Genomic DNA, 22114 nt, shown 5'->3' with positions numbered 1-22114 from the left:
GCGTGTCTTTAGCCCACCCTCATTACGACGTCATCATCATCGGCGCAGGCCCATCCGGTGCAGCTGCCGCGGCCATGCTCGCACAAGCAGAGAAGAAAGTGCTGGTCCTCGAACGGCAGCAGTTCCCACGCTTTTCAATTGGCGAGAGCCTGTTGCCGCAATGCATGATGTATTTGGAACAGGCGGGGCTTCGTGACACCGTTGAGCAACACGCACAAGCACTTGGTTTTCAATTCAAAGACGGCGCCGCTTTTTACCGTGGCGGGGAGCATACCGTATTTGATTTTCGCGAGAAGTCATCAACCGGTCCCGGCACTACTTTTCAAGTCAAACGCGAAAAATTCGATCAATTGCTCATTCAACAAGCAACGGCTTACGGTGCAGAGGTTCAACATGGCATGCAAGTCGAACAAGTAGCGTTGCAGGATGACGGCAAGCATTGCGTTAAGCTACGCAACCTAGCGGATGACGCACAACTCGACGTCACTTGTGCCTTTTTGCTCGATGCCAGTGGGTTTGGACGGGTACTACCACGCCTACTTGATTTAGAGTATCCGTCCGACTTTCCCGTGCGCCAAGCAGCCTTCTGCCATGTCAAAACGGAACTTGACCACCCATCTTTTGACCGTAATAAAATTCTCATTACGGTGCACCCAACCAACCCAGAGATCTGGTATTGGCTAATCCCATTTGCCGACGGCACTGCAAGTTTAGGGGTGGTTGGCAGTGAGCGCTTCTTCGCTGACGATGGCAATGCGAAAGCCGCCTTGTGGCGAAAAGTAGAGGATGAACCCTATCTGCTCGAAGTGCTGGGTGACTGTGACGTGGTTCGCGATGAGCAAATCATCACCGGTTACTCGGCCAATGTAAAACAATTGCATGGTAAGGGTTACGCCTTGCTCGGAAACGCCGGAGAGTTTCTTGATCCGGTCTTCTCATCAGGCGTTACCATCGCCCTGAAATCAGCAATTATGGCGGTGCCGCTGGTATTACGTGAACTCAACGGCGAAACGGTGGATTGGCAACAAGAGTTTAGCTCGCCCTTGCGCAAAGGCATCGATACCTTTCGCACCTACGTAAAAGGTTGGTACGATTGCTCGTTTCAAGACGTGATTTTTTATCCGCATCAACAAGCTACAATCAAGCAAATGATTTGCTCGATTTTGGCAGGATACGCGTGGGATTTGCAGAATCCATTTGTCCGCGAAAGCGAACGGCGCTTAAAGGTGGTGACCGAGTTATGCCAAGAATCTTAACGCTTTTATTCGCGCTCTTCATGCTTGTGGGCTGCCAAGCCACACCGCCGCAATCATCACTTTGGACGCCGGTCAGCGAGCAGGCTGGACTTGAGCTCGTGAGTCATTGGCCTGGCCCAGCGCAACAAGAGTTGATGCTCGTCGAATGGTCACATCCTGCGCAAGGGCAACACACCTTGCAAGTGAGCAGCGCCCGCAGCGCCAAAGGCCTCACCATGGTGGGTCTAAGTCCACTAGGACAGGAATTGTGGCGTGCCGCTCTTGATGCCTCGGGGCGGTTTACTGCGAGTGGCATCGCGCCGTTTGATGACCCGCGTTTAATCAAACAAATGCTCGCCACCTTGCAACTGGTGAATTGGCCTGTCGATCTCCTACAACCCAATTTGCACGGCGCGTCGCTGCAGGTAACTGACAATGGCCGTTTGCTGAGTTCACCGACCGGAGCGATCTTATGGCGCCTGAGTTTTAACGACAGCGGTATGCTGGTTGAGCATCTCGCCTTTGGCTATCACATCAAACTGCGCCAACTCAGCATAGAAATGTTAGAGTTCCCCGCTCTTGAAGGAGAGCAAAAGTGATGTATTTAAACCATCTTGGTGTTATTTGCGCGCTGGGGAATAACCTGCACGAGGTTTGGCAAAATGCAGTGCGCGGCAGTCAACGCGGCATGCAAACGAGCAACTTTCCGTTGGTGGACGGCACACCTATTATTGCTGGCCAGGTTGCGGACGAGCAATTGCCATCCTTAGCCGCGTTGCCGCCCAACTATCAGACCCGCAACAATCGATTAGCGGCAGCTGCGCTCACGAACCTGCGCAGCGCAATCGAGAATTGTAAAGCACAGTTTGGCGCAGAACGTGTTGCGGTCATTGTCGGCACCAGCACCTCAGGCATAGCTGAGGGTGAGCATGCGTTGAAGCACTACACACAACAGCAAAAGTTACCCGACAGCTTTCATTACAGCATGCAAGAAATGGCCGCGCCAGCTGATTTTATCGCGCATTACTGTGGCGTCGGTGGACCTCGCTACAGTATATCCATTGCCTGTTCCTCGAGTGCACGAGCTTTGATGAGCGCACGTGAAATCCTCTCCAGTGGTCTCGCAGACGCCGTGATTGTCGGCGGAGTCGATTCACTCTGTCGCTTAACCCTAAACGGCTTTCGCGCATTAGAGTCAACTTCTGCGGGCTTATGTCAGCCGTTTAGCAAGCAGCGTGATGGCATCAATATTGGTGAAGCCGCCGCCTTTTTTATTGCTACACGAGAGCCTCTTGCTGACGCAGCGGATCAGATTTACCTTCGTGGCGCTGGCCATGCTTCGGATGCTTATCACATGACGGCTCCGGAACCGCATGGTCGCGGCGCACAGCTCGCTATTAGCGCGGCACTCCGTCAAGCAAACCTCGCGCCGCAGGCTATCGATTACATCAATTTGCATGGCACCGGAACAGCGCTAAATGATGCAATGGAGGCAAGCGCCCTCGCGTCATTAGAATTAAACCATGCCTTCGCTAGCTCAACGAAACCTATGACCGGTCACACCCTTGGTGCGGCTGGTGCACTCGAAGCGGCACTATGCTGGCTCACCCTAAACGCTACCGAGGGTCAGCTCCCTAAGCACTGTTATGATGGCGACTATGACGATGCAATTGAAAAGCTACCGTTGGTCACTAGCGACAGTAAACTCGAACACCGCGCCCAACACTGTTTGAGCAATTCATTTGCGTTTGGCGGCAATAACGTGGCGCTGATTTTTAGCCGTAGTGAAGCGGGAGGCACAACGAATGACGACATTGACTGATCTCATTAAACATCAACCACCCATGCGTCTGATTGACCGCTTCATTGACGGCGATAACGTCGAGACCACGGCGCATTGCGAAGTCACCATCACCACTGACAATCTATTCTACCGTGATGAGCTGGGAGGACTTCCTGCACATGTGGGAGTTGAGCTCATGGCACAGAGTATTGCTGCTGCGGCGGGCTACCGTAACCGTGGTGCTGGCGAAGACATCAAGATCGGCTTTTTGTTAGGATCACGAAAGTATCAATGCGCAATTGACCGTTTTGCATTAGGCGAAACCTATAGTATTCACGTTGCCGAGATTCACGCCGAAAGCTCTGGATTGAGCGTTTTTCAGTGTGAAATTAAACACCAGGAAACGGTTGTTGCCAACGCCAAGATTAATGTATTTCAGCCGCCCGATGAGGCTGCATTTATTGAGGATACCTATGAGTAAACGTGTACTCGTCACCGGTTCCGGGAAAGGAATCGGCAAGGCCATCGCGCTCAAACTAGCGCAACAAGGGTTTGATCTTGCGATTCATTGTCGCAGTGATAAGCGTTCCGCCGAGCAAGTTTGCCGCGCAGTAGAAGCGCTTGGTCAGCACGCGAGTTTATTGCAATTCGATGTCGCTGACCGTGCCGCAAGCCGCACTGCTATTGAGGCCGATATTGCTGAGCATGGCGCCTACTATGGCGCAGTTTGCAACGCCGGTATTACCCGTGACGGCGCCTTCCCAGCACTCACTGACGACGACTGGGATAGTGTCATTCATACCAATTTAGATGGTTTCTACAATGTACTTTTACCATTGACCATGCCGATGATTCGCTTGCGTCAAGGTGGTCGCATTGTGACCATTGCATCGGTTTCAGGCATCGCTGGCAATCGCGGCCAAGTGAACTATAGTGCCTCAAAAGCAGGATTAATTGGTGCCACCAAAGCACTTGCACTCGAGCTTGCCAAACGCAAGATTACGGTCAATTGTGTCGCGCCAGGACTCATTGACACTGACATGACCGATACGTTAGAGCATCAGGATCATATTTTGTCGATGATTCCGATGCAGCGCGCTGGTAAGCCCGAAGAAGTTGCCGGTTTGGTCGGGTATTTATTCGAAGATTCCGCTGCGTACATTACGCGTCAAGTTTTTTCAGTTAATGGTGGGTTAGTTTAATGAAACGGGTTGTAGTTACAGGGATGGGAAGCATCACCGCTTTTGGTGATTCGTGGCAGCAATTTCGTGAGCGTTTATTGGCTGGCACCAACGCCGTGGTTCACATGCCTGAATGGAATGCCTTTGACGGTTTGAACACACGACTCGCAGCCCCTATCCAACCACCGTTCACAAAACCCAAACATTACTCGCGCAAAGACGTTCGCTCCATGAGTACGGTCAGCATTATGGCAACCCGCGCCAGTGAGCTAGCGCTCGAAGATGCTGGCCTCCTGGATGATCCCAGTATTCAGGATGGTCGTTGCGGCGTGGCTTATGGCTCGTCAACCGGCTCAACCGATGAAATGATTGTGTTTGGCAATATGCTTGCGAACAAAGATATGTCAGGTGTTAACGCCACAACTTATATCAAAAGCATGGGGCACACCACCGCGGTGAATGTTGGCGTATTTTTTGGACTCAAAGGTCGAATGTATACCACCAGCTCGGCCTGTACATCTGCCTCGCAAGCCATTGGCTATGCCTACGAAGCCATCAAGTATGGACAACAACAAATGATGGTCGCCGGTGGCGCCGAAGCGCTTTGCCCATCTGAAGCTGTGGTCTTCGATACGCTCTATGCCACCAGTACCTGCAATGATTCCCCCGAGCGCACGCCACGGCCGTTCGACCGTGATCGTGATGGTCTAGTCATTGGCGAAGGTGCCGGAACCTTTATTCTTGAAGAACTTGAGCATGCCCAAGCGCGTGGCGCGAAGATCTATGCTGAGCTGGTAGGCTTTGGTACTAACACCGATGGTGCTCATGTCACGCAACCGACCGCCGCAACAATGGAAGTTGCCATACGCCAGGCCCTAAATGATGCGCAGTTGGCACCAGCGGCAATCGGCTATGTCAATGCCCACGGCACCGCCACCGATCGCGGCGATATCGCCGAGTCACAAGCAACCTCCGCGGTATTTGGTGCACGTATGCCGATTAGCTCATTGAAAAGCTACCTCGGTCATACCTTGGGAGCGTGTGGTGCTATCGAAGCATGGGCCAGTATTGAAATGATGCGCGAAGGTTGGTTCGCACCAACGATTAACCTCGTTAACATCGATGCTGAGTGCGGTGAACTCGACTATATTGTGGATGCTCCTAAAAAAGTAGAAACTGACTACATTATGAGCAATAATTTTGCTTTCGGTGGTATCAACACATCGCTTATTTTTAAGCGTTGGAATCAGTAATTCTGGAACAAAAAATAACTAAAAGGGACATATTATGAAGTGCAAACTTGCCTTAGCATTTATGCTCACATTACTTTTTGCAACACCGGCGCAAGCGCGTGAAGACATCCTTACCTTGCCATTGGATGAACTGTTAGCCTCTGAAGACGCTAAACAGTCGTTGTTAGACGTGCCGATGTTCTTTGCTGGACAGGCACATCCAGCAATCAAAGCAAGTAAAGAAGTAACCACCAGCCGCAAAACCAATGCCTTTAATAAAAGCGACGAAGAAGCGTGTCGCTGGGTGATGCTGTCAGCGTTGAAAGTATTGCAAGATGCTGCGCAGAAGGGCGGTTATGATGCAGTGGCCAACATCAAATCCAACTACGATCATAATGAGTTCGCCAGTAGCACCGAGTATCAGTGTGGTGCTGGTACGTTTATCGCCGGCGCGGCGCTTAAGGCTGATTTAGTTCGTTTCGAAGACTAACTGCTGAGTTAACAATTGCCGATCAGTGGTGGTGACTTGCCACCACTGAAAACCCGTCGTTGTCGTGGTTTGTCGCTGCGCTGCGTAGCAACAAAACATGTGCTCCAACTCGGTATGAAAAATCGCTCTGCTGGCGTAAGCCATAAATGGTTCACGAAGCGTGGCGAGCAACTTGCCTTGGCGTGCTTTAGTGACCGACTCTGCCAGCGTCCAACGTTGGTAAAAAGTAGTTAAGTCGCGCACTTCCACCCCGTTCATAAAGCCATCACTAAACTCGTCGATAAGCTCTGCGTGACGCTTACGTCGCTTCATGGTTTCCAAATCTATCCCCAACGCATCTGCATCGCCAAATGCGACCATCACTGCGCCCGCTTTATGACTAATCGAGCAAGCGACTTCCGACGCAGCGATGGTTAACAACGGCGCTCCACTACTGTGTCGTTCGATCTTTACTGCGCTGGCATTCATGCCAGTAACGCTGCAGACCAGCCAACGCAGCAAGCTACGGCCGAGCTGGTACTGCAACTGCCTTGCCGTGCTTGCATAGCCCTGTGCCCGCTCGCGCTCGCTAGCGGAGAGCCAAGGTTGCAATGGTGCCAAAAGCTGTTCTAGGGCAAAGCCATGGGCAATGTAGATCAAAGGTCGTCCTCGTTGGATTAGTACTTGTCGCAGTTGCGCTGCAGTGCAAGAATGAAGCTCTATTGGGTTCTTTGCCGTCATAACACAAAGGTTGCCGATGCGTTTACGTCACATCGAAGTATTTCATGCTATTTATACCACGGGCTCGGTCACCCAGGCAGCCCAAATCTTGCATATTTCGCAGCCTGCAGTGTCGAAAAGCCTCGCCCATGCCGAACAACAGCTGGGCTTTGCGCTGTTTACCAGAGCTAAAAACAAGCTCATTCCCACCAGCGAGGCTCAGGCGCTGTTTCCTGAAGTCGAACAGCTCTATCGACAGCTGCATAGCGTAAAAACACTAGCTGATAATATACAACGGCACGACGAAGGTTTGCTCGATATTGCCATTACGCCCGCCCTAGGTTTTGATGTAATCCCGCAGGCTATCGCCCGCTTCAGTCAACGTTATCCCAAGGTGGCCTTTCGAATTCAGACCATACACAATGACGAAGCCATGCAAGCGCTCGTTGAACGGCAATGTGAACTAGCTCTGCTGTTCGCCTCACCGAATTTTCCTGGGGTTGCGTCACAAGACATTGCCGATACGGCAATTGTACTGGTCTACCCCCGCCAACTTTTAACTGCAAGCCCTCAGCGCATTGAGCTTACGGAGTTGGCTGACTATCCGCTGATTGGTATCGGCGACAGCGGTCCCGTTGGGCAGTTAATTTGGCAGCAACTGCAAGGCCTCGGTATTCAACCGCAAAGCCAACTGCAAGTAGACACCTACTACGTTGCGGCGCGCTTGGTTGCCAAAGGCCTAGGCGTTTGTCCACTGGATAACTTAACGGCGCTTGGCAATCCAGACCCTGCGCTTGGCGTGACCCAACTCCAACCTGAGTTGCGTGTACCTATCCGTGCTCTGCATTTAAAGAGTCGGCCGTTAAGTCAATTGTCCCAGCAGTTTCTTCAAGAAGTACGAACTTGCATCGACAACACCACCCCTAACACATTGACATAACCAAAAGTTATACCTCATCTCGAAGCTTTCATTCGTCATCGCTCCCTAAATCATTAAGCTAGTTGGCAACTGACTTGATTGGAGCGCAGCATGCTAGAACTCAAAACCCCTTATTTACTTTTCATCGGCCACGCTACTGATCCATTAAGCATCAAGATGGCTAAAAGTGCTGCCGACTGGAGTCCGGAAAAGTGCGTTGGCGAAGTACGTTCGCACGGCTGCACGGTTACCACAGGTATGCCCGCGATGACCATTGCTGAAGGTATTGCCGCTGGCGCACGTAGCTTAGTCTTGGGCTTTGCCAATAGTGGCGGACACTTAGACGAACAGTGGTTACCAATGATTCATGAGGCCATTGCCGCAGGTTTGGACATTATCAGTGGCTTGCATGACCGTTTGAACGCTTATGAAGAGCTGGTCAATGCAGCGGCGCAGAATAACGTACGCCTGCTTGATATTCGTCATCCAACTAAACGCTTAAAAACCGGCAAAGGCTATCGCCGTGCGGGGAAGCGTGTACTTACTGTGGGTACTGACTGCTCAGTCGGCAAAATGTACACCAGCTTAAGTATTACCCGTGAAATGCAACGGCGAGGTATTCCAGTAACTTTTAGGGCCACCGGACAAAGTGGCATTCTCGTCGCTGGTGAAGGTATCGCCGTCGACTGTGTTGTTGCCGACTTCATCGCCGGTGCCGTCGAAGAGCTTGCGCCAGCGAATGCCGCAAATCATTGGGACATTATCGAAGGACAGGGCTCGCTTTTTCATCCAGCGTTTGCCGGGGTCAGCTTAGGCTTGTTGCATGGCGCCCAAGCGGACGCATTAGTGGTTTGCCACGCCTTGGGGCGCAGCAGCATGCGCGCAATCGATAACCGCCCATTACCATCGCTTGCCGAAACCATCGCCTTAAACGAGCAAATGGCGCACGTCACGAACCCTAACGCGAAAGTGATTGGTATTGCGGTGAATACGTCATCGGTAACGGTAGCAGAAGCGCAAGACTATTGCCGACAGATTGAGCAAGAACTAGGGTTGCCGTGCGTCGACCCGATCCGTCATGGCGTCGCAACACTTGTCGATAAACTTGAAGAAAATTAGAAATTTGGAGCGGGAAACGAGATTCGAACTCGCGACCCCAACCTTGGCAAGGTTGTGCTCTACCAGCTGAGCTATTCCCGCATCAAGAAAGGTGGTTGAAGTGAAGTTTGGAGCGGGAAACGAGATTCGAACTCGCGACCCCAACCTTGGCAAGGTTGTGCTCTACCAGCTGAGCTATTCCCGCATCACTTCAGGTTAGCCGCAATCGATGTTCAATTGCGATAACGGAGGCGAATTTTACTGAATTCGGCAGGCTTTGCAACCGCTTTTTCAGCTTATTACGACTGAATGTCGAAAAAGTGCGCACGATAGTGCTCCAATTCCTCAATCGACTCACGAATATCAGCTAATGCCGTATGGCTTCCTTGTTTTTTCACGCCCGCAGCAACTTCGGGAGCCCAATATTTTGCCAGTTGCTTCACCGTACTCACATCAAGGTTACGGTAGTGAAAAAAGGCTTCTAACTTCGGCATGTATCGGGCTAAGAAACGGCGATCTTGGCAAATGCTGTTGCCGCACATCGGTGAACTGCCAGGTGTGCACCACTGCTGTAAAAAATCGAGTGTAATTTGTTCGGCGGCAGCGCTATCGAAGGCACTGTCCTGAACCCGCTGTACCAAACCTGAAGCCGTATGCGTGCGAGTGTTCCAGTCATCCATTTTGGCTAGTGTCGCCGCTGATTGATGTACTGCTACCACCGGTCCCTCAGCTAACACTCGCAAGTGTTGATCGGTGACAATTGTGGCGATCTCAATAATGACGTCTTCTTCGGGAACCAGCCCGGTCATTTCAAGGTCTATCCAAATCAAACGGTCTGCGCTAGCGGCCATGAGCTTTCCTTTGTGGTAAATGCTAAGTGTCGTCACTACCTACCTATTGTGCGAAAGAAAGTGAATTTGCACAACAGTTCAGGCGTTCTCGCCGAGAATATTGTATGATCAGGGCAAAGTACACGTCCCAGTCAAGACAGGAGCCTTGTGGGTAAACACCGGAAATTAAATAAAGGTCAACTACGCCGCATGCGCGCCAACCAGCAAAAACGTTTGCAACAGGTTGAGCTCACGCAAGAGGTGGACGATGCAAGTCTTGGTGCGGCTGAGTCTGGCGTGATTGTCAGTCGCTTTGGTCAGCATGCGATTGTTGCCGCGGAGACGAGTCATACGCATTTTCGTTGCCACATTCGTCGCAGTATTGAGAGCCTCGTTTGTGGTGATGAAGTGGTGTGGCGCCGTTTTACCAGCCAAACCGAAGGTGGTGAGCAAGGCGTGATTGAAGCTGTGCAAGAGCGTAAGTCACTATTGAGTCGGCCCGATTACTATGACGGAGTGAAGCCTGTTGCGGCTAACATTGACCAAATTTTTATCATTTCCAGTGTCCTCCCGGCATTCTCGACGCAGATTATCGATCGCTACTTAGTGGCTTGCGAAGACATTGATATCACGCCTGTTATTGTCCTTAACAAAGCAGACTTGCTGAGTGAACAGCCCGTTGCTGTACAGGAGGAGATCGAGCAAGCGCTAGCCATGTATGAGGCCATTGGCTATCAGGTAGTGCGGACCAGTGCCAAAACTCAAGGGGGACTGGAGACGATCCAGAAGTTGCTGCAAGATCATGTTTCCATTGTTGTTGGTCAATCAGGTGTGGGTAAATCCTCTCTAGTGAACGCGTTGCTGCCTGAGATTGATGCTGATGTCGGGGCGATATCAACGAACTCTGGTCTGGGTCAACATACCACCACTGTTGCGACGCGTTACGCGTTACCACAGGGCGGATTTCTTATCGACTCGCCAGGCATCCGTGAATTCGCCTTATGGCACCTTGACGAAAGTCGCGTGGCGTGGTGCTTCATCGACTTCAGGCCATTCCTAGGACGCTGTAAGTTTCGCGACTGCAAGCATCAACCGCAAGACCCAGGATGTGCCTTGCAAGAAGCAGCGGAAACAGGTGAATTACATCCACTTCGGTTGTACAATTTCCACAAGATTATCGAATCGATGGCAAGCACTAAGCCGTCAAGAGCAATACCACGAGGTAGTAAAAAGTGAGTTGGGACGAAGTAAAGATTAAAGCACAATACATGACGCCAAAACACGCGTTATCGCGCTTAGTAGGTAAGTTTGCTAGCGCGCGTGCAGGCTGGTTCACTCAGCTTTTTATTCGCTGGTTTATTCGCACCTACAAGATCGATATGAGCGAAGCGGTACATGAAAGTCCGGGTGCCTATAAAACTTTCAATGACTTTTTTACCCGTCATTTGAAGCCTGAGTTACGTCCACTAAAAGCGGCGGAGCATCAGTTTGCGCAGCCCGTTGATGGTTCCGTTAGTCAACTCGGTGACATCGAAGATGGCCGTATTTTCCAAGCAAAAGGCCACGATTACAGTCTTACCGAACTTTTAGGCGGTGACCCACGTGATGCCCACCCGTATAAGAACGGTAAGTTTGCGACCATTTACCTAGCGCCGAAAGACTACCACCGAATTCACATGCCGTGTGATGGTGTGTTGCGTAAAATGGTGTACGTTCCGGGTGACCTGTTTTCAGTTAATCCTCTTACTGCTGCCAATGTTCCCAACTTATTTGCGCGTAACGAGCGCGTCGTCGCTATTTTTGACGGCGAGTTTGGTAAGTTCGCCATGGTTCTCGTGGGCGCAACCATCGTTGCAAGTATTGGCACCGTTTGGGCGGGCACGGTGACGCCACCAACCGGCAAACACATCCACAGTTGGGAATATCCTGCGAGTGGTGATCAGGCTATTCGCCTCGCCAAAGGTGAAGAAATGGGCCACTTCAAATTAGGCTCAACAGTGGTACTCACCTTTCCAGAAGACGCTATTGATTTTGCCGATTCATTAGACGCTGGAAGTGTCACACGGATGGGCGACATTCTCGGCGAGCGTGACGACTAACTATGTTGGTTCTTGCCCATCGAGGAGCGAGCTTTGAGGCCCCAGAGAATACACTGACGGCCTTCGGGCGTGCCCTTGATGCCGGTGCCGATGGCATCGAGCTTGACGTTTACCCGTTACAGGATGAATGGATTGTCTTTCACGACCGCTACCTTGCACGGCTAACCGCTCACCCTGGCCGCCTACAAGACTTAACTCTAGAGCAAGTTCGCAAGTTAAAAGTCTTTGGGCAACAGCCGGTGCCAACGCTCACCGAAGCACTTGAATTCGTTGCTGGCCGCTGCATGGTCAACATTGAACTCAAAGGTGCTGATATCACCCGCGGGTTAACCCGACATCTACGCCATGCGGTTAAACACAGTAACTTTGATGCGGACCAGCTCGTCGTATCGAGCTTTAATCATCACTGGTTACGCCAACTCAAAGAAGATCACCCCGAACAGCGCATTGGCGCATTGACCACCTCGTGTCCGCTCGACTATGCAGCGTTCGCTAGCCAACTTAACGCTTGGTCAGTTCATATTGATGTCGATTTTGTGAATCCTGAATTTGTGCACGACGCCCACCATCGTGGACTGCGTGTTTTTGTGTTTACGGTTGATGAGCCGGAAGACATGAAAGATCTGCACACGATGGGGGTCGATGGTATTTTTACCAATCACCCCGTTGCTGCGCGTAACGTTATCGCGGGCCTGCCTATGCAGGCCCACGAGACGTGGCACATTGACTAATGAACGGTTAGTTCACGTCACCTTTGTGATGTGGGTATTGCTTTTCTAAGGCATCAAGTTCATGCGTAAGTGCCAGTGGCGATGTGGTTTTGCGCGCCAACACTGAGTACAGCGCCGGAATCACAAAGATGGTTAAGAACGCTGACAAGGCGACCCCACAGAAAATCACCGTACCGATCACCATGCGGCTTTCGGCGCCGGGACCACTGCCGAGAATCAACGGCACAGCACTCATCAACGTGGTAAATGCCGTCATCACAATGGGCCGTAAACGCTGTTGCGAAGCGCGAACTACCGCGTCGTCAAAACGATAACCGGCATCGCGCAGTTGATTGGCAAACTCGACGATTAAGATACCGTTTTTTGCCGCCAAACCAATCAGCATAACAATCCCGATTTGACTGTAGATATTGAGCGTCAAATCAGTAAAGTACAACCCGACTGCGGCTCCCAGAATGGCTACTGGAACCATTAGCATGATGACCAATGGGTGAATAAAGCTCTCGAACTGCGCTGCCAAAACCAAATAGGCCACCACCAGCGCCAGAACAAACACAAAAATCACTGAACTGCCGCTTTCTTGATAGAGTTGTGACTCACCTTTGTAATCAATCGAAACATCGTCAGGCAACTTCTCCTGTACGATATTTTCTAAGTAGGCCAATGCATCGCCAAGCGAGTATCCTTCGGCGAGATTGGCCTCAATCGTAATGCTGCGCATGCGGTTGTAACGGTTGAGAACCCCCGCCGTCGCTTGCTCTTCTACCGTCACAAGGTTCGACAGCGGGATCAATTGCCCCGTCGCATCCGATCGTACATAGATCTGATCAATCGCCGAAGGTGAGCGATAGTCCGAACGCTCACCTTCGAGAATAACGTCATATTCTTCGCCTCTATCGAGATACGTCGTGACCCGACGTTCACCGAGCATGGTCTCAAGCGTACGCCCGATATCGCCCACCGAAACGCCAAGGTCCGCAGCTCGAGTTTGGTCAATCTTGATCAATAATTGCGGCAGCGTTTGTTTAAAATCACTATCAAGCTCGAGTAGGTTCGGATTCTTCGCCGCTTCTTCGATGACGATATCGCGATACGCGGCAAGCTCTTCATAAGTATTACCTTGTAAAACAAACTGTACTGGGCGGCCATTACCGCCGGAGATCCCACTACGCATAAAGGCAAAGCCACGAACACCCGCCACTTGATTGAGTTTTTCACTTACCTCGTCCATCAACTCAAAGGTGCTCCACTCACGATCCGCAAAGGGAACAGCCCCGACGATGGCAATACCAGCTGAGTTGCCCCAGCCAGGAGAACGAACGAGGAGACGGTCAATTTTACCAGCGTCGAGATAAGGCAAGAGGAGTGCCTCAATTTCCCGCATGTGCTCGGCATTCGACTCGAAGCTTGCGCCTTCCGCGCTGCGTACCATGACAAAAAATGTCCCGCGATCTTCTGGTGGTACAAATTCCTGCGGCACCAATTTCAGCAAGTTGTAGGAAACAATACTAGCGAACACCACCAGCACTATCGCCAACCATGGATACGCTAAGGTGCGTTGCAACACACGCGCATAACCAGCTTCGACCCAATTGAAGAAGCCATCAACCGCCTTGCCAAAACGGCTAGTGCGTTCACGACGACGCAGAATCTTCGAGCTCAACATCGGCGACAACGTTAATGCGGCAATACTAGAACAGAGGACTGCTGCAGCGATGGCTAAGGCAAACTCCGTGAACAACTGACCAATATTGCCATCTAAGAAAGCCAAGGGTACGAACACCGAAATCAACACCAACGTTGTCGCCACCACCGCGAAGCCGACTTCTCGGGCCCCTCGATACGCGGCTAACAATGGCGGCTCACCAGATTCAACGCGGCGATAAATATTTTCCAAGACCACGATAGAATCGTCGACCACCAAACCAATCGCGAGCACAAGTGCGAGGAGGGTCAACAAGTTTACCGAAAAGCCCATGGCAAAAAGTGCAATATAGGACGCAATGATTGCCACGGGTACCGTCAACGCCGGAATCAGGGTTGCTCGAACATTCCCAAGGAATAAATAAATCACTACGACCACCAAGGCCATCGCAATACCCAAGGTGTTATACACTTCGTCGATTGAACCTTTAATGAAAATCGACGAATCATAGCTTGGCACCATGATCATCGACTCTGGTAAGGTTCGTGCAATCGTCTCTATTTCACGGCGGACGTTTTCAACAACCTCAAGCGTATTCGCTTTCGATTGTTTGATCACGCCAATACCGATCATATTAATACCATTGCCGCGGAACTCGGTTTTGTCGTCCTCAGAGCCCATTTCAATGCGTGCAACTTCGCCTAAACGCACCAATTGACCGTTATCGCCGCGCGTAATCGTTAACAGGTTAAATTGCTCTGGGGTAAGGTAAGTGCGCGCTACCCGCACGGTGAATTCACGATCGAGTGACTCGACCTCGCCAGCTGGCAACTCAACGTTCTCGGAACGGAGTCGACTTTCAATATCGCTTACGGTAATTCCCCGCGCGGCCATAGCTTCACGGTCAAGCCATACTCGCATCGCATAGCGCCGCTCGCCACCCAAGTTGACGCGGGCAACACCATCCACCACCGACAGCCGTTCAACGATGTAGCGGTCAGCATAATCCGTAAGTTCCAAAATACTTAAGTTTTCACTACGGAGGTTGTACCAAACCACCGTGGATTCATCCGAATTTGCTTTTGAAACTTCTGGGGGATCAACCTGTTCAGGTAAATTATCTGCAACCCGAGATACGCGATCTCGAACATCATTGGCAGCAGCATCCACATCACGGCTTAAGGTAAACTCGATGGTGATGCGCGAACGCCCATTACGGCTACTCGAACTAATATTTTTGATGCCTTCGATACCGCTAATACGATCTTCAATAAGTTGCGTAATTTGAGTTTCGACAACCTCGGCCGAGGCACCCGGATAACTGGTATCGATCGATACTACCGGCGGGTCAATATCTGGGTACTCACGCAATGGCAGCATGGTAAAACACACGATACCAAAGACAATCAAGAGAATATTAACGACCGTTGCAAAGACCGGGCGTTTGACCGACACATCAGAGAGCAACATTGTTAGTCCTCCTTGATGGTAACGGCGATGCCATCACGCATGCGGACCAGACCATCAGCAACCACACGCTCACCCGGCTCAATTCCCGAAGTTACCTCGACGACGCCCGGTTTACGACGTCCAATGGTAATTTGACGCTCTTTTGCACTATTGTCTTCACCGACGACATAAACAAAGTGGCGAGTATCTAAGGGCACCACCGCACGTTCTGGCAGTTGCAATACTTCATCGACACTCCGCAGCAGCTGCACCCGCAGCAACATCCCTGGACGCAGTAAGCCTTCTTTATTCGGGACTTCGGCGCGAACCATAATAGAGCGTGTTAGCGGATCAACACGTGAATCAATGCTACGAATGATGCCGGTAAAGTCGCGTTCTGGATATGCACCGCTGCGCGCCGTAACTTGTTGTCCCACCGCTAAGCTAGCAAAAAACAATTCCGGCACGCTAAAGTCGAGTTTAATTGGCGTAATATCGTCAAGTGTGGTGATTTGTTGGCCAGGACTCACCAGCGAACCAACACTGATTTGACGAATACCGAGGCGGCCGTCGAAAGGTGCGCTGATTTGCTTTTGAGCTAGTAGGGTTTCAGCAACTTCCAACTGAGCAACAATTTCTTTAACCACCACATCTTGCGTTTCGACTTGTTGTGCTGAGGCAGCATTTTGCTTACGCAGATCTTGTAAACGTTGATACTGTCGGTTGGCCTCGGCAAGGCGGAACTTAAGCTCTTGAACGCGAGCAAGTTCTTCACGAGCGTCGAGCTCAACCAATAAATCACCAGCTTCAACCGTTTGCCCATCGCTAAAGTGGACTGCCGTGACTTTTTCTTGGGTCTGCGCCGTAATCACCACCGACTCATTTGCCTGTGCTGTGCCTAGCGCTTCAATAATGTCGCGAAAAGGCTGAACCTTGGCTTCGGTAACTTTTACCGGAACGGCCTGTTGTTGCCTTTGTTCCTCGATAACAGGCTCATGAAAGAAGCTAAAATAGCCTGCCGCAACGACTAATAAAAGAACCACCAATGTGATTGGATTAAAGAATTTTGCCACCGCCAGTTACTCCTTGAGGTGCGAGTGCTATAAGCAAAGAGCTGCTTAGTAGAGTATGGCGTTATTGTAACGTGAGGATCATCGGCGATAGCCCCGCTTACCGCCGAATCTTAGAGGTCTATCGCAAATTAGCGATGATAAGCAGGGCTAAGCTTATGTACCGCTTCAATAAATGCTCCGGCGTGCTCGGGATCAACTTCAGGATGGATACCATGACCAAGGTTAAAAACATGCCCAGTGCCATGGCCATAGCTCGCTAAGATCGTTGCCACCTCTTCTTCAATGCGAGCTGGTGAGGCGTATAACATGCTTGGGTCCATATTGCCTTGCAAAGCCACTTTGTCTTGTACCAAAGTTCGCGCTGTTCCCATATCCGTGGTCCAGTCGACACCCAGTGCGTCAGCTCCCGTCGCTGCCATTTCCGGTAACCAGGCGCCGCCATTTTTTGTAAATAGCGTTACCGGCACCCGACGCCCATCAGCTTCACGGGTCAACCCCTGCACTATTTGCTGCATGTAACGCAGCGAAAACTCACGGTAGTCACGTGGACTAAGAACACCACCCCAGGTGTCGAAAATCATCACTGCCTGTGCGCCAGCGGCTATCTGAGCATTAAGGTAACTGGTTACCGACTGAGCGAGCTTGTCTAGGAGCATATGCATTGCTTGCGGCTCAGCAAACATTAGCTTTTTCACCTGGCTGAAGTTCTTGGTGCTACCGCCCTCAACCATGTAAGTTGCCAACGTCCACGGACTGCCAGAAAAGCCAATTAAAGGCACCTTGCCGTTTAGCTCACGACGAATCGTGCGCACCGCATTCATCACATAACCGAGCTCTTGTTCCGGGTCAGGAACACCCAACTTACTGATGGCAGCAAGATCGCGCACAGGGCGTTCAAACTTCGGCCCCTCGCCAGCTTCAAAATACAAGCCCAAACCCATTGCATCAGGGATCGTCAGAATGTCTGAAAACAGAATTGCAGCATCAAGCGGAAAGCGCCGCAATGGTTGCAATGTCACTTCACAAGCAAGCTCAGCATTCTTACACAGCGCCATAAAGTCACCGGCTTGTTTACGTACTTCGCGATACTCCGGCAAATAACGTCCCGCTTGACGCATCATCCAAATGGGAGTGCGTTCGGTGGGTTCACGTAACAGCGCGCGTAAATACAGATCGTTTTGCAAAGTGCTCATGACGTTTGATTACCTATCTAGCTGGGCGACGTAAAAATGAAAGGCCGTATTCTACCAGCCTCAAGCAGAGGATTCTCGATCTATTTGCGCTTTTACGGCTTGGATCAATTTATGGGCGATCGTGCCGGGGAGCGGGATATCAGGCAGTGCGTCAAAGCTGTACCAGTCACCATCTTCTAACTCAAATGGGTCAAAATGTAAGTCCCCAGCCGCCCATTCAGCAGTAAAACCCATCATCAACGAATTCGGAAACGGCCATGGCTGACTGCAAACATACTGCAAATTCTTAACTTCAATGCCGGCTTCTTCCATGACTTCGCGAGCCAACGTTTGCTCAAGACTTTCACCAGCTTCAACAAAGCCGGCGAGCACCGAATACAAGCCGGGACGATGCCGTTCTCCGCGCGCCAATAAAATCTTATCGCCTTTGCGAATAGCAACAATAATGCACGGTGAAATGCGCGGATAACAGCGATGCTGACAGGCGTGACACTGCATCGCTAATTCCCAGTCTACCGCCTGCATTCGCGTGCCACACCGGCCACAGTAGCGATGCGTTGTTAAAAATTCGGTCACTTGTTTGGCCCGCGATGCCATCATAAACAGCGCTTCATCCTGTGCTGCAACGAGCGGCCGCAACGATTTAAATTCGCCCAGCGCAGTAAACGCATCATCATTTAAGTCTGCTACCACCAGATAACAACTGCGTTCCCTTAACTCGCCCAACCAAACCACTTGATAATCATCAAGCTCGGGCATAGGTAAATCTTGCAAACGGCCATGGGGCGGTAGGTCATCATAATCGAGCGTTAGTTCACCTGCGGAGCAAATGAACCACCAAGCGGGTTCGTCTGCCGAGGGGCGTTGATAAGGTTTTGTCATAACAGCCATTTATCGGTAAAGTAAAAACTATTGACGTAAGCTTAACATCATCGGTAGATTGACGGTAAGCATAACACTAGGAGTAAGCCATGCTGAAGCGCCAACAAGAAGCCAAACAACGCTGGGGGGGAGCCCACAAAGCGGTGGATACATGGCTACATGAACGCCAAGCCTTGTTAATCGAGTATTTTAAACTCGCTGGGTTACCGCCTTATGAACGTGACAATCAAGCGCTTCCAGCCTTACCGGATATTCGCAGCTTCTGTGGTTTACTGATGGATTATGTGTCGGCTGGGCACTTTGAAGTGTACGAACAAATCATTTCAAACTGTCAAGATGCCCCTCAAGTTACCCAAGAGCTTGCCGACGAAGTTTTCCCGCTTATCAGCGACACCACTGAAATTGCCTTGGACTTTAACGATCACTATGGCGACTTGGATGATGACAATCATCTTAATGGGTTTGACCGAGAACTCTCTTCGCTTGGCGAGGCATTAGAATTGCGTATGGAATTCGAAGATCGACTACTTCATGCGCTTGAGAAGCACCGCTTACTGTAAACGAAAACGCCGCTCCCAAGAGCGGCGTTTTTAGTTAAGCTTTGCGAGCGACTTACTCGCCGCCTTCACCTTCAGCTTCAACTTCAACGTCAGCTTTCGGTTGCTCAGGTTTATCTTTAACGTCGATCAGCTCAACCTCAAAGATGAGGGTGGATTTCGGCGGGATAGTACCACCACCTACTTCGCGATCACCATACGCAAGTTCAGGTGGAATAACGAAGCGGAACTTATCACCCACGCTCATCAACTGAACGCCCTCAGTCCAACCTGGAATAACGCGATTCAGTGGGAATACTGCTGGCTCGCCACGCTCAATTGAACTGTCGAAAACCGTACCGTCGACTAAGGTACCCTCGTAATGAACTTCGACGATATCCTCAGCAACTGGTTGCTTACCACCTTCTTCACCTTCTGCAAGGATCTCGTACTGTAACCCAGACTCAGTCACCATTACGCCCTCTTTCTGGGCATTCTCGGCACGATAAGCGTCACCTTCGGCCTTGGATTCAGCTCCTAAGGTAGCGGTCTTGGTTTCGGTATATTGCTGCTGCATCGCAGTCAACAATTGCTCGGTTTCTTCTTCGGTCAGCTTTGACGTATCCTTAAGTGAGTCAACAAACCCAGCGATCACCAAGTTACGGTCAAGCACCATGTCCATTTTGTCTTGTTCATCAAGGTTGTTACCGACAAAGGTGCCCACTGAAGCGCCCAATGCATAAGCCATCTTCGCTTGCTCTTCGGTCGGAGCTTTCTCGCTGACCGGATAAGCTTCTTGCTTTTCTTGCGTACACCCTGTGATGGCAAGGGCAACAAGACTAACCGCAAAGGTTTTCTTTAAATAACTCATTCCTTTCTACTCCAAGATTGAATTCTTGCTGTTAACAAGGTCTAATGCGTTGCATTCCTATACTACACATAAACAGGGGCCTTTGCCTATGCCTGAGCAACACTCTGACACAATCCTCACACAACTGGCTGATCTCGAGAGTCGCTTGGCGTTTCAAGACGATACCATTGAAACACTTAACCAACTTGTCATTCAGCAATCAGACCAACTCCAACGTCTCGAACATAAAATCAAGTTATTAGGGCAACGCTTGCAACAACTGCAAGAGCGCAGTGATGACCAACTGGCCAACGACCCAGCCGACGAAGTCCCGCCGCACTACTAAGCTGTAACGGTTAGCGTACATTCTCGGCGCTTACTTGACCCCAGTCTTCTGACCCCGTATAACAATCATTCTACTTTTACGGAGTCATTATGTCGGTTAAACATCCAATCATTGCGGTAACCGGTTCGTCGGGGGCGGGAACGACCACGACCAGCCAGGCCTTGCGCCACATATTCCGCTCACAGCACATCAGTGCAGCCTGTGTCGAAGGTGATAGTTTTCATCGCTATTCGCGCCCAGAAATGGATGTTGCCATTCGTAAAGCACAAGAACAGGGCCGTCATATCAGCTATTTTGGTCCTGAAGCCAATGACTTTGATCGTTTAGAAGCATTGTTCCGTGAATACGGCGAGTGCGGCAACGGTGAGGTGCGTCGTTATCTCCATAGTTTTGACGACGCCGTCCCTTATCATCAAATGCCGGGGACTTTTACCCCTTGGGAAGCCCTGCAAGATGACACCGACCTACTGTTTTATGAGGGCCTCCACGGCGGGGTTAAAACCGCTGAGCACGATGTTGCCAAGTATGTGGACCTGCTGATTGGTATGGTGCCGATCGTTAACTTAGAGTGGATTCAGAAGCTATTGCGCGATACCGCTGAGCGGGGACATAGCCGAGAAGCAGTCACGCAAAGCATCGTTCGCAGTATGGAAGACTACATTCACCATATTGTGCCGCAGTTTTCCCGCACGCATATTAACTTCCAGCGGGTGCCGACCGTTGATACCTCGAATCCCTTCAGCGCGAAAGATATTCCTTCGTTGGATGAGAGTTTTGTGGTGATTCGTTTTCGCGGCATGCGCAACGTCAACTTTCCCTACTACCTGCAAATGATTGACGGCGCTTTTATGTCACGCATGAACACGCTAGTGGTGCCTGGTGGCAAAATGGTATTTGCAATGGAGCTGATTTTAGCCCCGTTGATCGAAGAAATGATGTTCGCCAAACAGCATGGCGGAAAACCTGGCTGGCTTAAAAGCTAAGCTTCGAGCAGCCAACTCCCCTGCCACTCGGCACCTTGGTCGTGCGCCAATAGTGGCGTAATAAAGTCCATGATCGTCGCCATTTGCTGCACCACGCCATAGGGCGGGTTCACAAATAACATGCCACAACCATTCATTTTGCTTGGATCTTGCGCAGTACGAACGAGCATATCGGTACAATAGACTTTGCTCACCGTAGTTAAATCAGCAACCTGCTGTTGGAATTCACTCACCGCTACTGGGTCTTTGATCGGATACCACACCACATAGCTGCCATTAGCCCAACGCTTTGTTCCTTCACGCAATGCTTGCACCACTTGCGCAAATTCGTCACGCTGCTCGAACGGCGGATCGATTAACACCATCCCGCGCTTGATCGGTGGTGGTGTCAACGCCTTTAGCGCAGCATAACCATTACGCTCGGCTTCCACATGAATGGTGCCGTTGTGGGGGAAATCATTGGCGACGTTTTCACTCAGTTCTTGTGCATCAGCAGGATGAAGTTCGCATAACGTCAGCATGTCTTGCTGACGCAATTGCAGGGCTGCTAGGTAGGGCGAGCCAGGATACCACCGCAAATCGGTGCCTGGGTTAAGTTGGCGCACCGCTTCTAAATAGCCAGCAATCTCGGTCGGTGGATTGGCTGCCGCCAGCACTTTGGCAATACCTTGTTGCCATTCGCCAGTTTTCGTTGCTTGCTCTCCCAGCAGGTCATACATACCAATACCAGCATGGGTGTCGAGCAACCAAAAGGGCTTGTCTTTTTGCTGCAAATAAGACAAACACGCCCATTGCAGGGCGTGTTTCATGACGTCAGCAAAGTTACCAGCATGATAGCTGTGGCGGTAATTCATTGCCGT

Annotated in this window: 23 protein-coding genes and 2 tRNA genes; 15 read left to right on the top strand and 10 right to left on the bottom strand. The window is 50.9% G+C overall.

The genetic code is table 11. The features are described from left to right. The first annotated feature begins 2 nt into the window (after positions 1–2). Genes NV375_RS11010 through NV375_RS10980 form a run of 7 tightly spaced genes read left to right on the top strand, consistent with a single transcriptional unit; the run spans position 3 to position 5921 of the window. Positions 3–1256, top strand: coding sequence for an NAD(P)/FAD-dependent oxidoreductase (locus NV375_RS11010; RefSeq protein WP_258808261.1), 1254 nt, complete (start codon positions 3–5; stop codon positions 1254–1256). Continuing rightward, the gene (locus NV375_RS11005; protein ID WP_258808260.1) at positions 1241–1834 is read left to right on the top strand and encodes a DUF3261 domain-containing protein; all 594 of its coding nucleotides are present in this window, start codon (positions 1241–1243) and stop codon (positions 1832–1834) included. The genes NV375_RS11010 and NV375_RS11005 overlap by 16 nt, the downstream gene beginning before the upstream one ends. Beyond that, positions 1834–3057, top strand: a complete 1224-nt coding sequence (locus tag NV375_RS11000; RefSeq protein WP_258808259.1) for a beta-ketoacyl-ACP synthase — start codon at positions 1834–1836, stop codon at positions 3055–3057. The genes NV375_RS11005 and NV375_RS11000 overlap by 1 nt, the downstream gene beginning before the upstream one ends. Further along, positions 3041–3499 carry a hotdog family protein gene (locus NV375_RS10995; RefSeq protein ID WP_258808258.1) on the top strand — a complete coding sequence of 153 codons (459 nt, stop codon included), beginning with the start codon at positions 3041–3043 and terminating at the stop codon, positions 3497–3499. Before NV375_RS11000 ends, NV375_RS10995 begins: the two co-directional genes overlap by 17 nt. Next, a complete protein-coding gene (locus tag NV375_RS10990; protein WP_258808257.1) occupies positions 3492–4220 on the top strand; it encodes a 3-ketoacyl-ACP reductase FabG2 in 729 nt (242 codons plus the stop codon). The genes NV375_RS10995 and NV375_RS10990 overlap by 8 nt, the downstream gene beginning before the upstream one ends. Continuing rightward, positions 4220–5452, top strand: coding sequence for a beta-ketoacyl-ACP synthase (locus tag NV375_RS10985; protein WP_258808256.1), 1233 nt, complete (start codon positions 4220–4222; stop codon positions 5450–5452). The genes NV375_RS10990 and NV375_RS10985 overlap by 1 nt, the downstream gene beginning before the upstream one ends. A gap of 34 nt (positions 5453–5486) precedes the next feature. Beyond that, the gene (locus NV375_RS10980) at positions 5487–5921 is read left to right on the top strand and encodes an excinuclease ABC subunit A (protein WP_258241006.1); all 435 of its coding nucleotides are present in this window, start codon (positions 5487–5489) and stop codon (positions 5919–5921) included. Here the strand turns inward: NV375_RS10980 and NV375_RS10975 are convergent. Further along, positions 5901–6560, bottom strand: a complete 660-nt coding sequence (locus NV375_RS10975) for a 4'-phosphopantetheinyl transferase superfamily protein (protein ID WP_258808255.1) — start codon at positions 6558–6560, stop codon at positions 5901–5903. The genes NV375_RS10980 and NV375_RS10975 overlap by 21 nt on opposite strands. Before the next feature lie 97 nt (positions 6561–6657). Between NV375_RS10975 and NV375_RS10970 the strand changes: the two genes are divergently transcribed. Then, the gene (locus NV375_RS10970; protein WP_258241004.1) at positions 6658–7560 is read left to right on the top strand and encodes a LysR family transcriptional regulator; all 903 of its coding nucleotides are present in this window, start codon (positions 6658–6660) and stop codon (positions 7558–7560) included. A 90-nt stretch (positions 7561–7650) separates the two neighbouring features. After that, positions 7651–8658 (top strand): N-acetyltransferase DgcN, encoded by a 1008-nt coding sequence (gene dgcN / locus NV375_RS10965; protein ID WP_258808254.1) that lies wholly within the window; start codon positions 7651–7653, stop codon positions 8656–8658. A 5-nt stretch (positions 8659–8663) separates the two neighbouring features. Here dgcN and NV375_RS10960 read toward each other — a convergent pair. The 3 genes from NV375_RS10960 to orn form a co-directional block, all read right to left on the bottom strand. Next, positions 8664–8739, bottom strand: a tRNA-Gly gene (locus NV375_RS10960). A 27-nt stretch (positions 8740–8766) separates the two neighbouring features. Continuing rightward, positions 8767–8842, bottom strand: a tRNA-Gly gene (locus NV375_RS10955). A gap of 94 nt (positions 8843–8936) precedes the next feature. Next, on the bottom strand, positions 8937–9488 hold the full coding sequence (gene orn / locus NV375_RS10950; RefSeq protein ID WP_126773574.1) for an oligoribonuclease: 552 nt from the start codon (positions 9486–9488) through the stop codon (positions 8937–8939). 147 nt (positions 9489–9635) lie between these two features. Here orn and rsgA point away from each other — a divergent pair, with 147 nt between their 5' ends. The 3 genes from rsgA to NV375_RS10935 are packed head-to-tail and all read left to right on the top strand — an operon-like array spanning position 9636 to position 12297. Further along, positions 9636–10703 (top strand): small ribosomal subunit biogenesis GTPase RsgA, encoded by a 1068-nt coding sequence (gene rsgA / locus NV375_RS10945; RefSeq protein WP_258808253.1) that lies wholly within the window; start codon positions 9636–9638, stop codon positions 10701–10703. A gap of 32 nt (positions 10704–10735) precedes the next feature. After that, positions 10736–11566 carry an archaetidylserine decarboxylase gene (asd, locus tag NV375_RS10940; RefSeq protein ID WP_258808303.1) on the top strand — a complete coding sequence of 277 codons (831 nt, stop codon included), beginning with the start codon at positions 10736–10738 and terminating at the stop codon, positions 11564–11566. 2 nt (positions 11567–11568) lie between these two features. Further along, on the top strand, positions 11569–12297 hold the full coding sequence (locus tag NV375_RS10935; protein WP_258241000.1) for a glycerophosphodiester phosphodiesterase: 729 nt from the start codon (positions 11569–11571) through the stop codon (positions 12295–12297). 7 nt (positions 12298–12304) lie between these two features. Here the strand turns inward: NV375_RS10935 and NV375_RS10930 are convergent, their stop codons facing one another. The 4 genes from NV375_RS10930 to nudC form a co-directional block, all read right to left on the bottom strand. Further along, on the bottom strand, positions 12305–15412 hold the full coding sequence (locus NV375_RS10930; RefSeq protein WP_258808252.1) for an efflux RND transporter permease subunit: 3108 nt from the start codon (positions 15410–15412) through the stop codon (positions 12305–12307). 2 nt (positions 15413–15414) lie between these two features. Next, the gene (locus NV375_RS10925; protein ID WP_258808251.1) at positions 15415–16464 is read right to left on the bottom strand and encodes an efflux RND transporter periplasmic adaptor subunit; all 1050 of its coding nucleotides are present in this window, start codon (positions 16462–16464) and stop codon (positions 15415–15417) included. A gap of 128 nt (positions 16465–16592) precedes the next feature. Further along, positions 16593–17657, bottom strand: a complete 1065-nt coding sequence (hemE, locus tag NV375_RS10920) for a uroporphyrinogen decarboxylase (RefSeq protein WP_258240997.1) — start codon at positions 17655–17657, stop codon at positions 16593–16595. Positions 17658–17717: 60 nt separating this feature from the next. Beyond that, entirely contained in the window at positions 17718–18539 is an 822-nt protein-coding gene (gene nudC / locus NV375_RS10915) for an NAD(+) diphosphatase (protein ID WP_258808250.1), read from the bottom strand. A gap of 89 nt (positions 18540–18628) precedes the next feature. On the opposite strand from nudC, the gene rsd reads away from it, so the two are divergent. Next, on the top strand, positions 18629–19099 hold the full coding sequence (gene rsd, locus NV375_RS10910; protein WP_258240995.1) for a sigma D regulator: 471 nt from the start codon (positions 18629–18631) through the stop codon (positions 19097–19099). 52 nt (positions 19100–19151) lie between these two features. Here rsd and fkpA read toward each other — a convergent pair whose 3' ends face one another. Then, positions 19152–19946, bottom strand: a complete 795-nt coding sequence (gene fkpA, locus NV375_RS10905) for an FKBP-type peptidyl-prolyl cis-trans isomerase (RefSeq protein ID WP_258240994.1) — start codon at positions 19944–19946, stop codon at positions 19152–19154. Positions 19947–20034: 88 nt separating this feature from the next. On the opposite strand from fkpA, the gene NV375_RS10900 reads away from it, so the two are divergent. Further along, positions 20035–20271 carry a SlyX family protein gene (locus NV375_RS10900; protein ID WP_258240993.1) on the top strand — a complete coding sequence of 79 codons (237 nt, stop codon included), beginning with the start codon at positions 20035–20037 and terminating at the stop codon, positions 20269–20271. A gap of 89 nt (positions 20272–20360) precedes the next feature. Then, complete coding sequence (locus NV375_RS10895) at positions 20361–21254, top strand: phosphoribulokinase (RefSeq protein ID WP_258240992.1); 894 nt, start codon at positions 20361–20363, stop codon at positions 21252–21254. Here NV375_RS10895 and NV375_RS10890 read toward each other — a convergent pair. Further along, on the bottom strand, positions 21251–22108 hold the full coding sequence (locus NV375_RS10890) for a 23S rRNA (adenine(2030)-N(6))-methyltransferase RlmJ (RefSeq protein ID WP_258240991.1): 858 nt from the start codon (positions 22106–22108) through the stop codon (positions 21251–21253). The two genes, NV375_RS10895 and NV375_RS10890, sit on opposite strands and share 4 nt — an antisense overlap. Between the last annotated feature and the right edge of the window lie 6 nt (positions 22109–22114).

Origin of the sequence: Pseudidiomarina sp. CB1 (genome assembly GCF_024752025.1) — a bacterium.
Classification (GTDB): domain Bacteria; phylum Pseudomonadota; class Gammaproteobacteria; order Enterobacterales; family Alteromonadaceae; genus Pseudidiomarina.
The sequence above is the reverse complement of the archived record's forward strand: the minus strand, read 5'-3'. Positions and strand labels throughout refer to the sequence as shown.

Excerpts from the sequence above, each read along its gene's own strand:
- hemE (WP_258240997.1), bottom strand. The coding sequence starts at position 17,657 with ATGAGCACTTTGCAAAACGATCTGTATTTACGCGCGCTGTTACGTGAA.
- NV375_RS10980 (WP_258241006.1), top strand. The coding sequence starts at position 5,487 with ATGAAGTGCAAACTTGCCTTAGCATTTATGCTCACATTACTTTTTGCA.
- NV375_RS10995 (WP_258808258.1), top strand. The coding sequence starts at position 3,041 with ATGACGACATTGACTGATCTCATTAAACATCAACCACCCATGCGTCTG.
- NV375_RS10900 (WP_258240993.1), top strand. The coding sequence starts at position 20,035 with ATGCCTGAGCAACACTCTGACACAATCCTCACACAACTGGCTGATCTC.
- NV375_RS11005 (WP_258808260.1), top strand. The coding sequence starts at position 1,241 with ATGCCAAGAATCTTAACGCTTTTATTCGCGCTCTTCATGCTTGTGGGC.
- asd (WP_258808303.1), top strand. The coding sequence starts at position 10,736 with ATGACGCCAAAACACGCGTTATCGCGCTTAGTAGGTAAGTTTGCTAGC.
- NV375_RS11000 (WP_258808259.1), top strand. The coding sequence starts at position 1,834 with ATGTATTTAAACCATCTTGGTGTTATTTGCGCGCTGGGGAATAACCTG.
- fkpA (WP_258240994.1), bottom strand. The coding sequence starts at position 19,946 with ATGAGTTATTTAAAGAAAACCTTTGCGGTTAGTCTTGTTGCCCTTGCC.
- rsd (WP_258240995.1), top strand. The coding sequence starts at position 18,629 with ATGCTGAAGCGCCAACAAGAAGCCAAACAACGCTGGGGGGGAGCCCAC.
- NV375_RS10985 (WP_258808256.1), top strand. The coding sequence starts at position 4,220 with ATGAAACGGGTTGTAGTTACAGGGATGGGAAGCATCACCGCTTTTGGT.
- orn (WP_126773574.1), bottom strand. The coding sequence starts at position 9,488 with ATGGCCGCTAGCGCAGACCGTTTGATTTGGATAGACCTTGAAATGACC.
- NV375_RS10930 (WP_258808252.1), bottom strand. The coding sequence starts at position 15,412 with ATGTTGCTCTCTGATGTGTCGGTCAAACGCCCGGTCTTTGCAACGGTC.
- NV375_RS10970 (WP_258241004.1), top strand. The coding sequence starts at position 6,658 with ATGCGTTTACGTCACATCGAAGTATTTCATGCTATTTATACCACGGGC.
- NV375_RS10935 (WP_258241000.1), top strand. The coding sequence starts at position 11,569 with ATGTTGGTTCTTGCCCATCGAGGAGCGAGCTTTGAGGCCCCAGAGAAT.
- NV375_RS10990 (WP_258808257.1), top strand. The coding sequence starts at position 3,492 with ATGAGTAAACGTGTACTCGTCACCGGTTCCGGGAAAGGAATCGGCAAG.
- NV375_RS10895 (WP_258240992.1), top strand. The coding sequence starts at position 20,361 with ATGTCGGTTAAACATCCAATCATTGCGGTAACCGGTTCGTCGGGGGCG.
- dgcN (WP_258808254.1), top strand. The coding sequence starts at position 7,651 with ATGCTAGAACTCAAAACCCCTTATTTACTTTTCATCGGCCACGCTACT.
- NV375_RS10890 (WP_258240991.1), bottom strand. The coding sequence starts at position 22,108 with ATGAATTACCGCCACAGCTATCATGCTGGTAACTTTGCTGACGTCATG.
- nudC (WP_258808250.1), bottom strand. The coding sequence starts at position 18,539 with ATGACAAAACCTTATCAACGCCCCTCGGCAGACGAACCCGCTTGGTGG.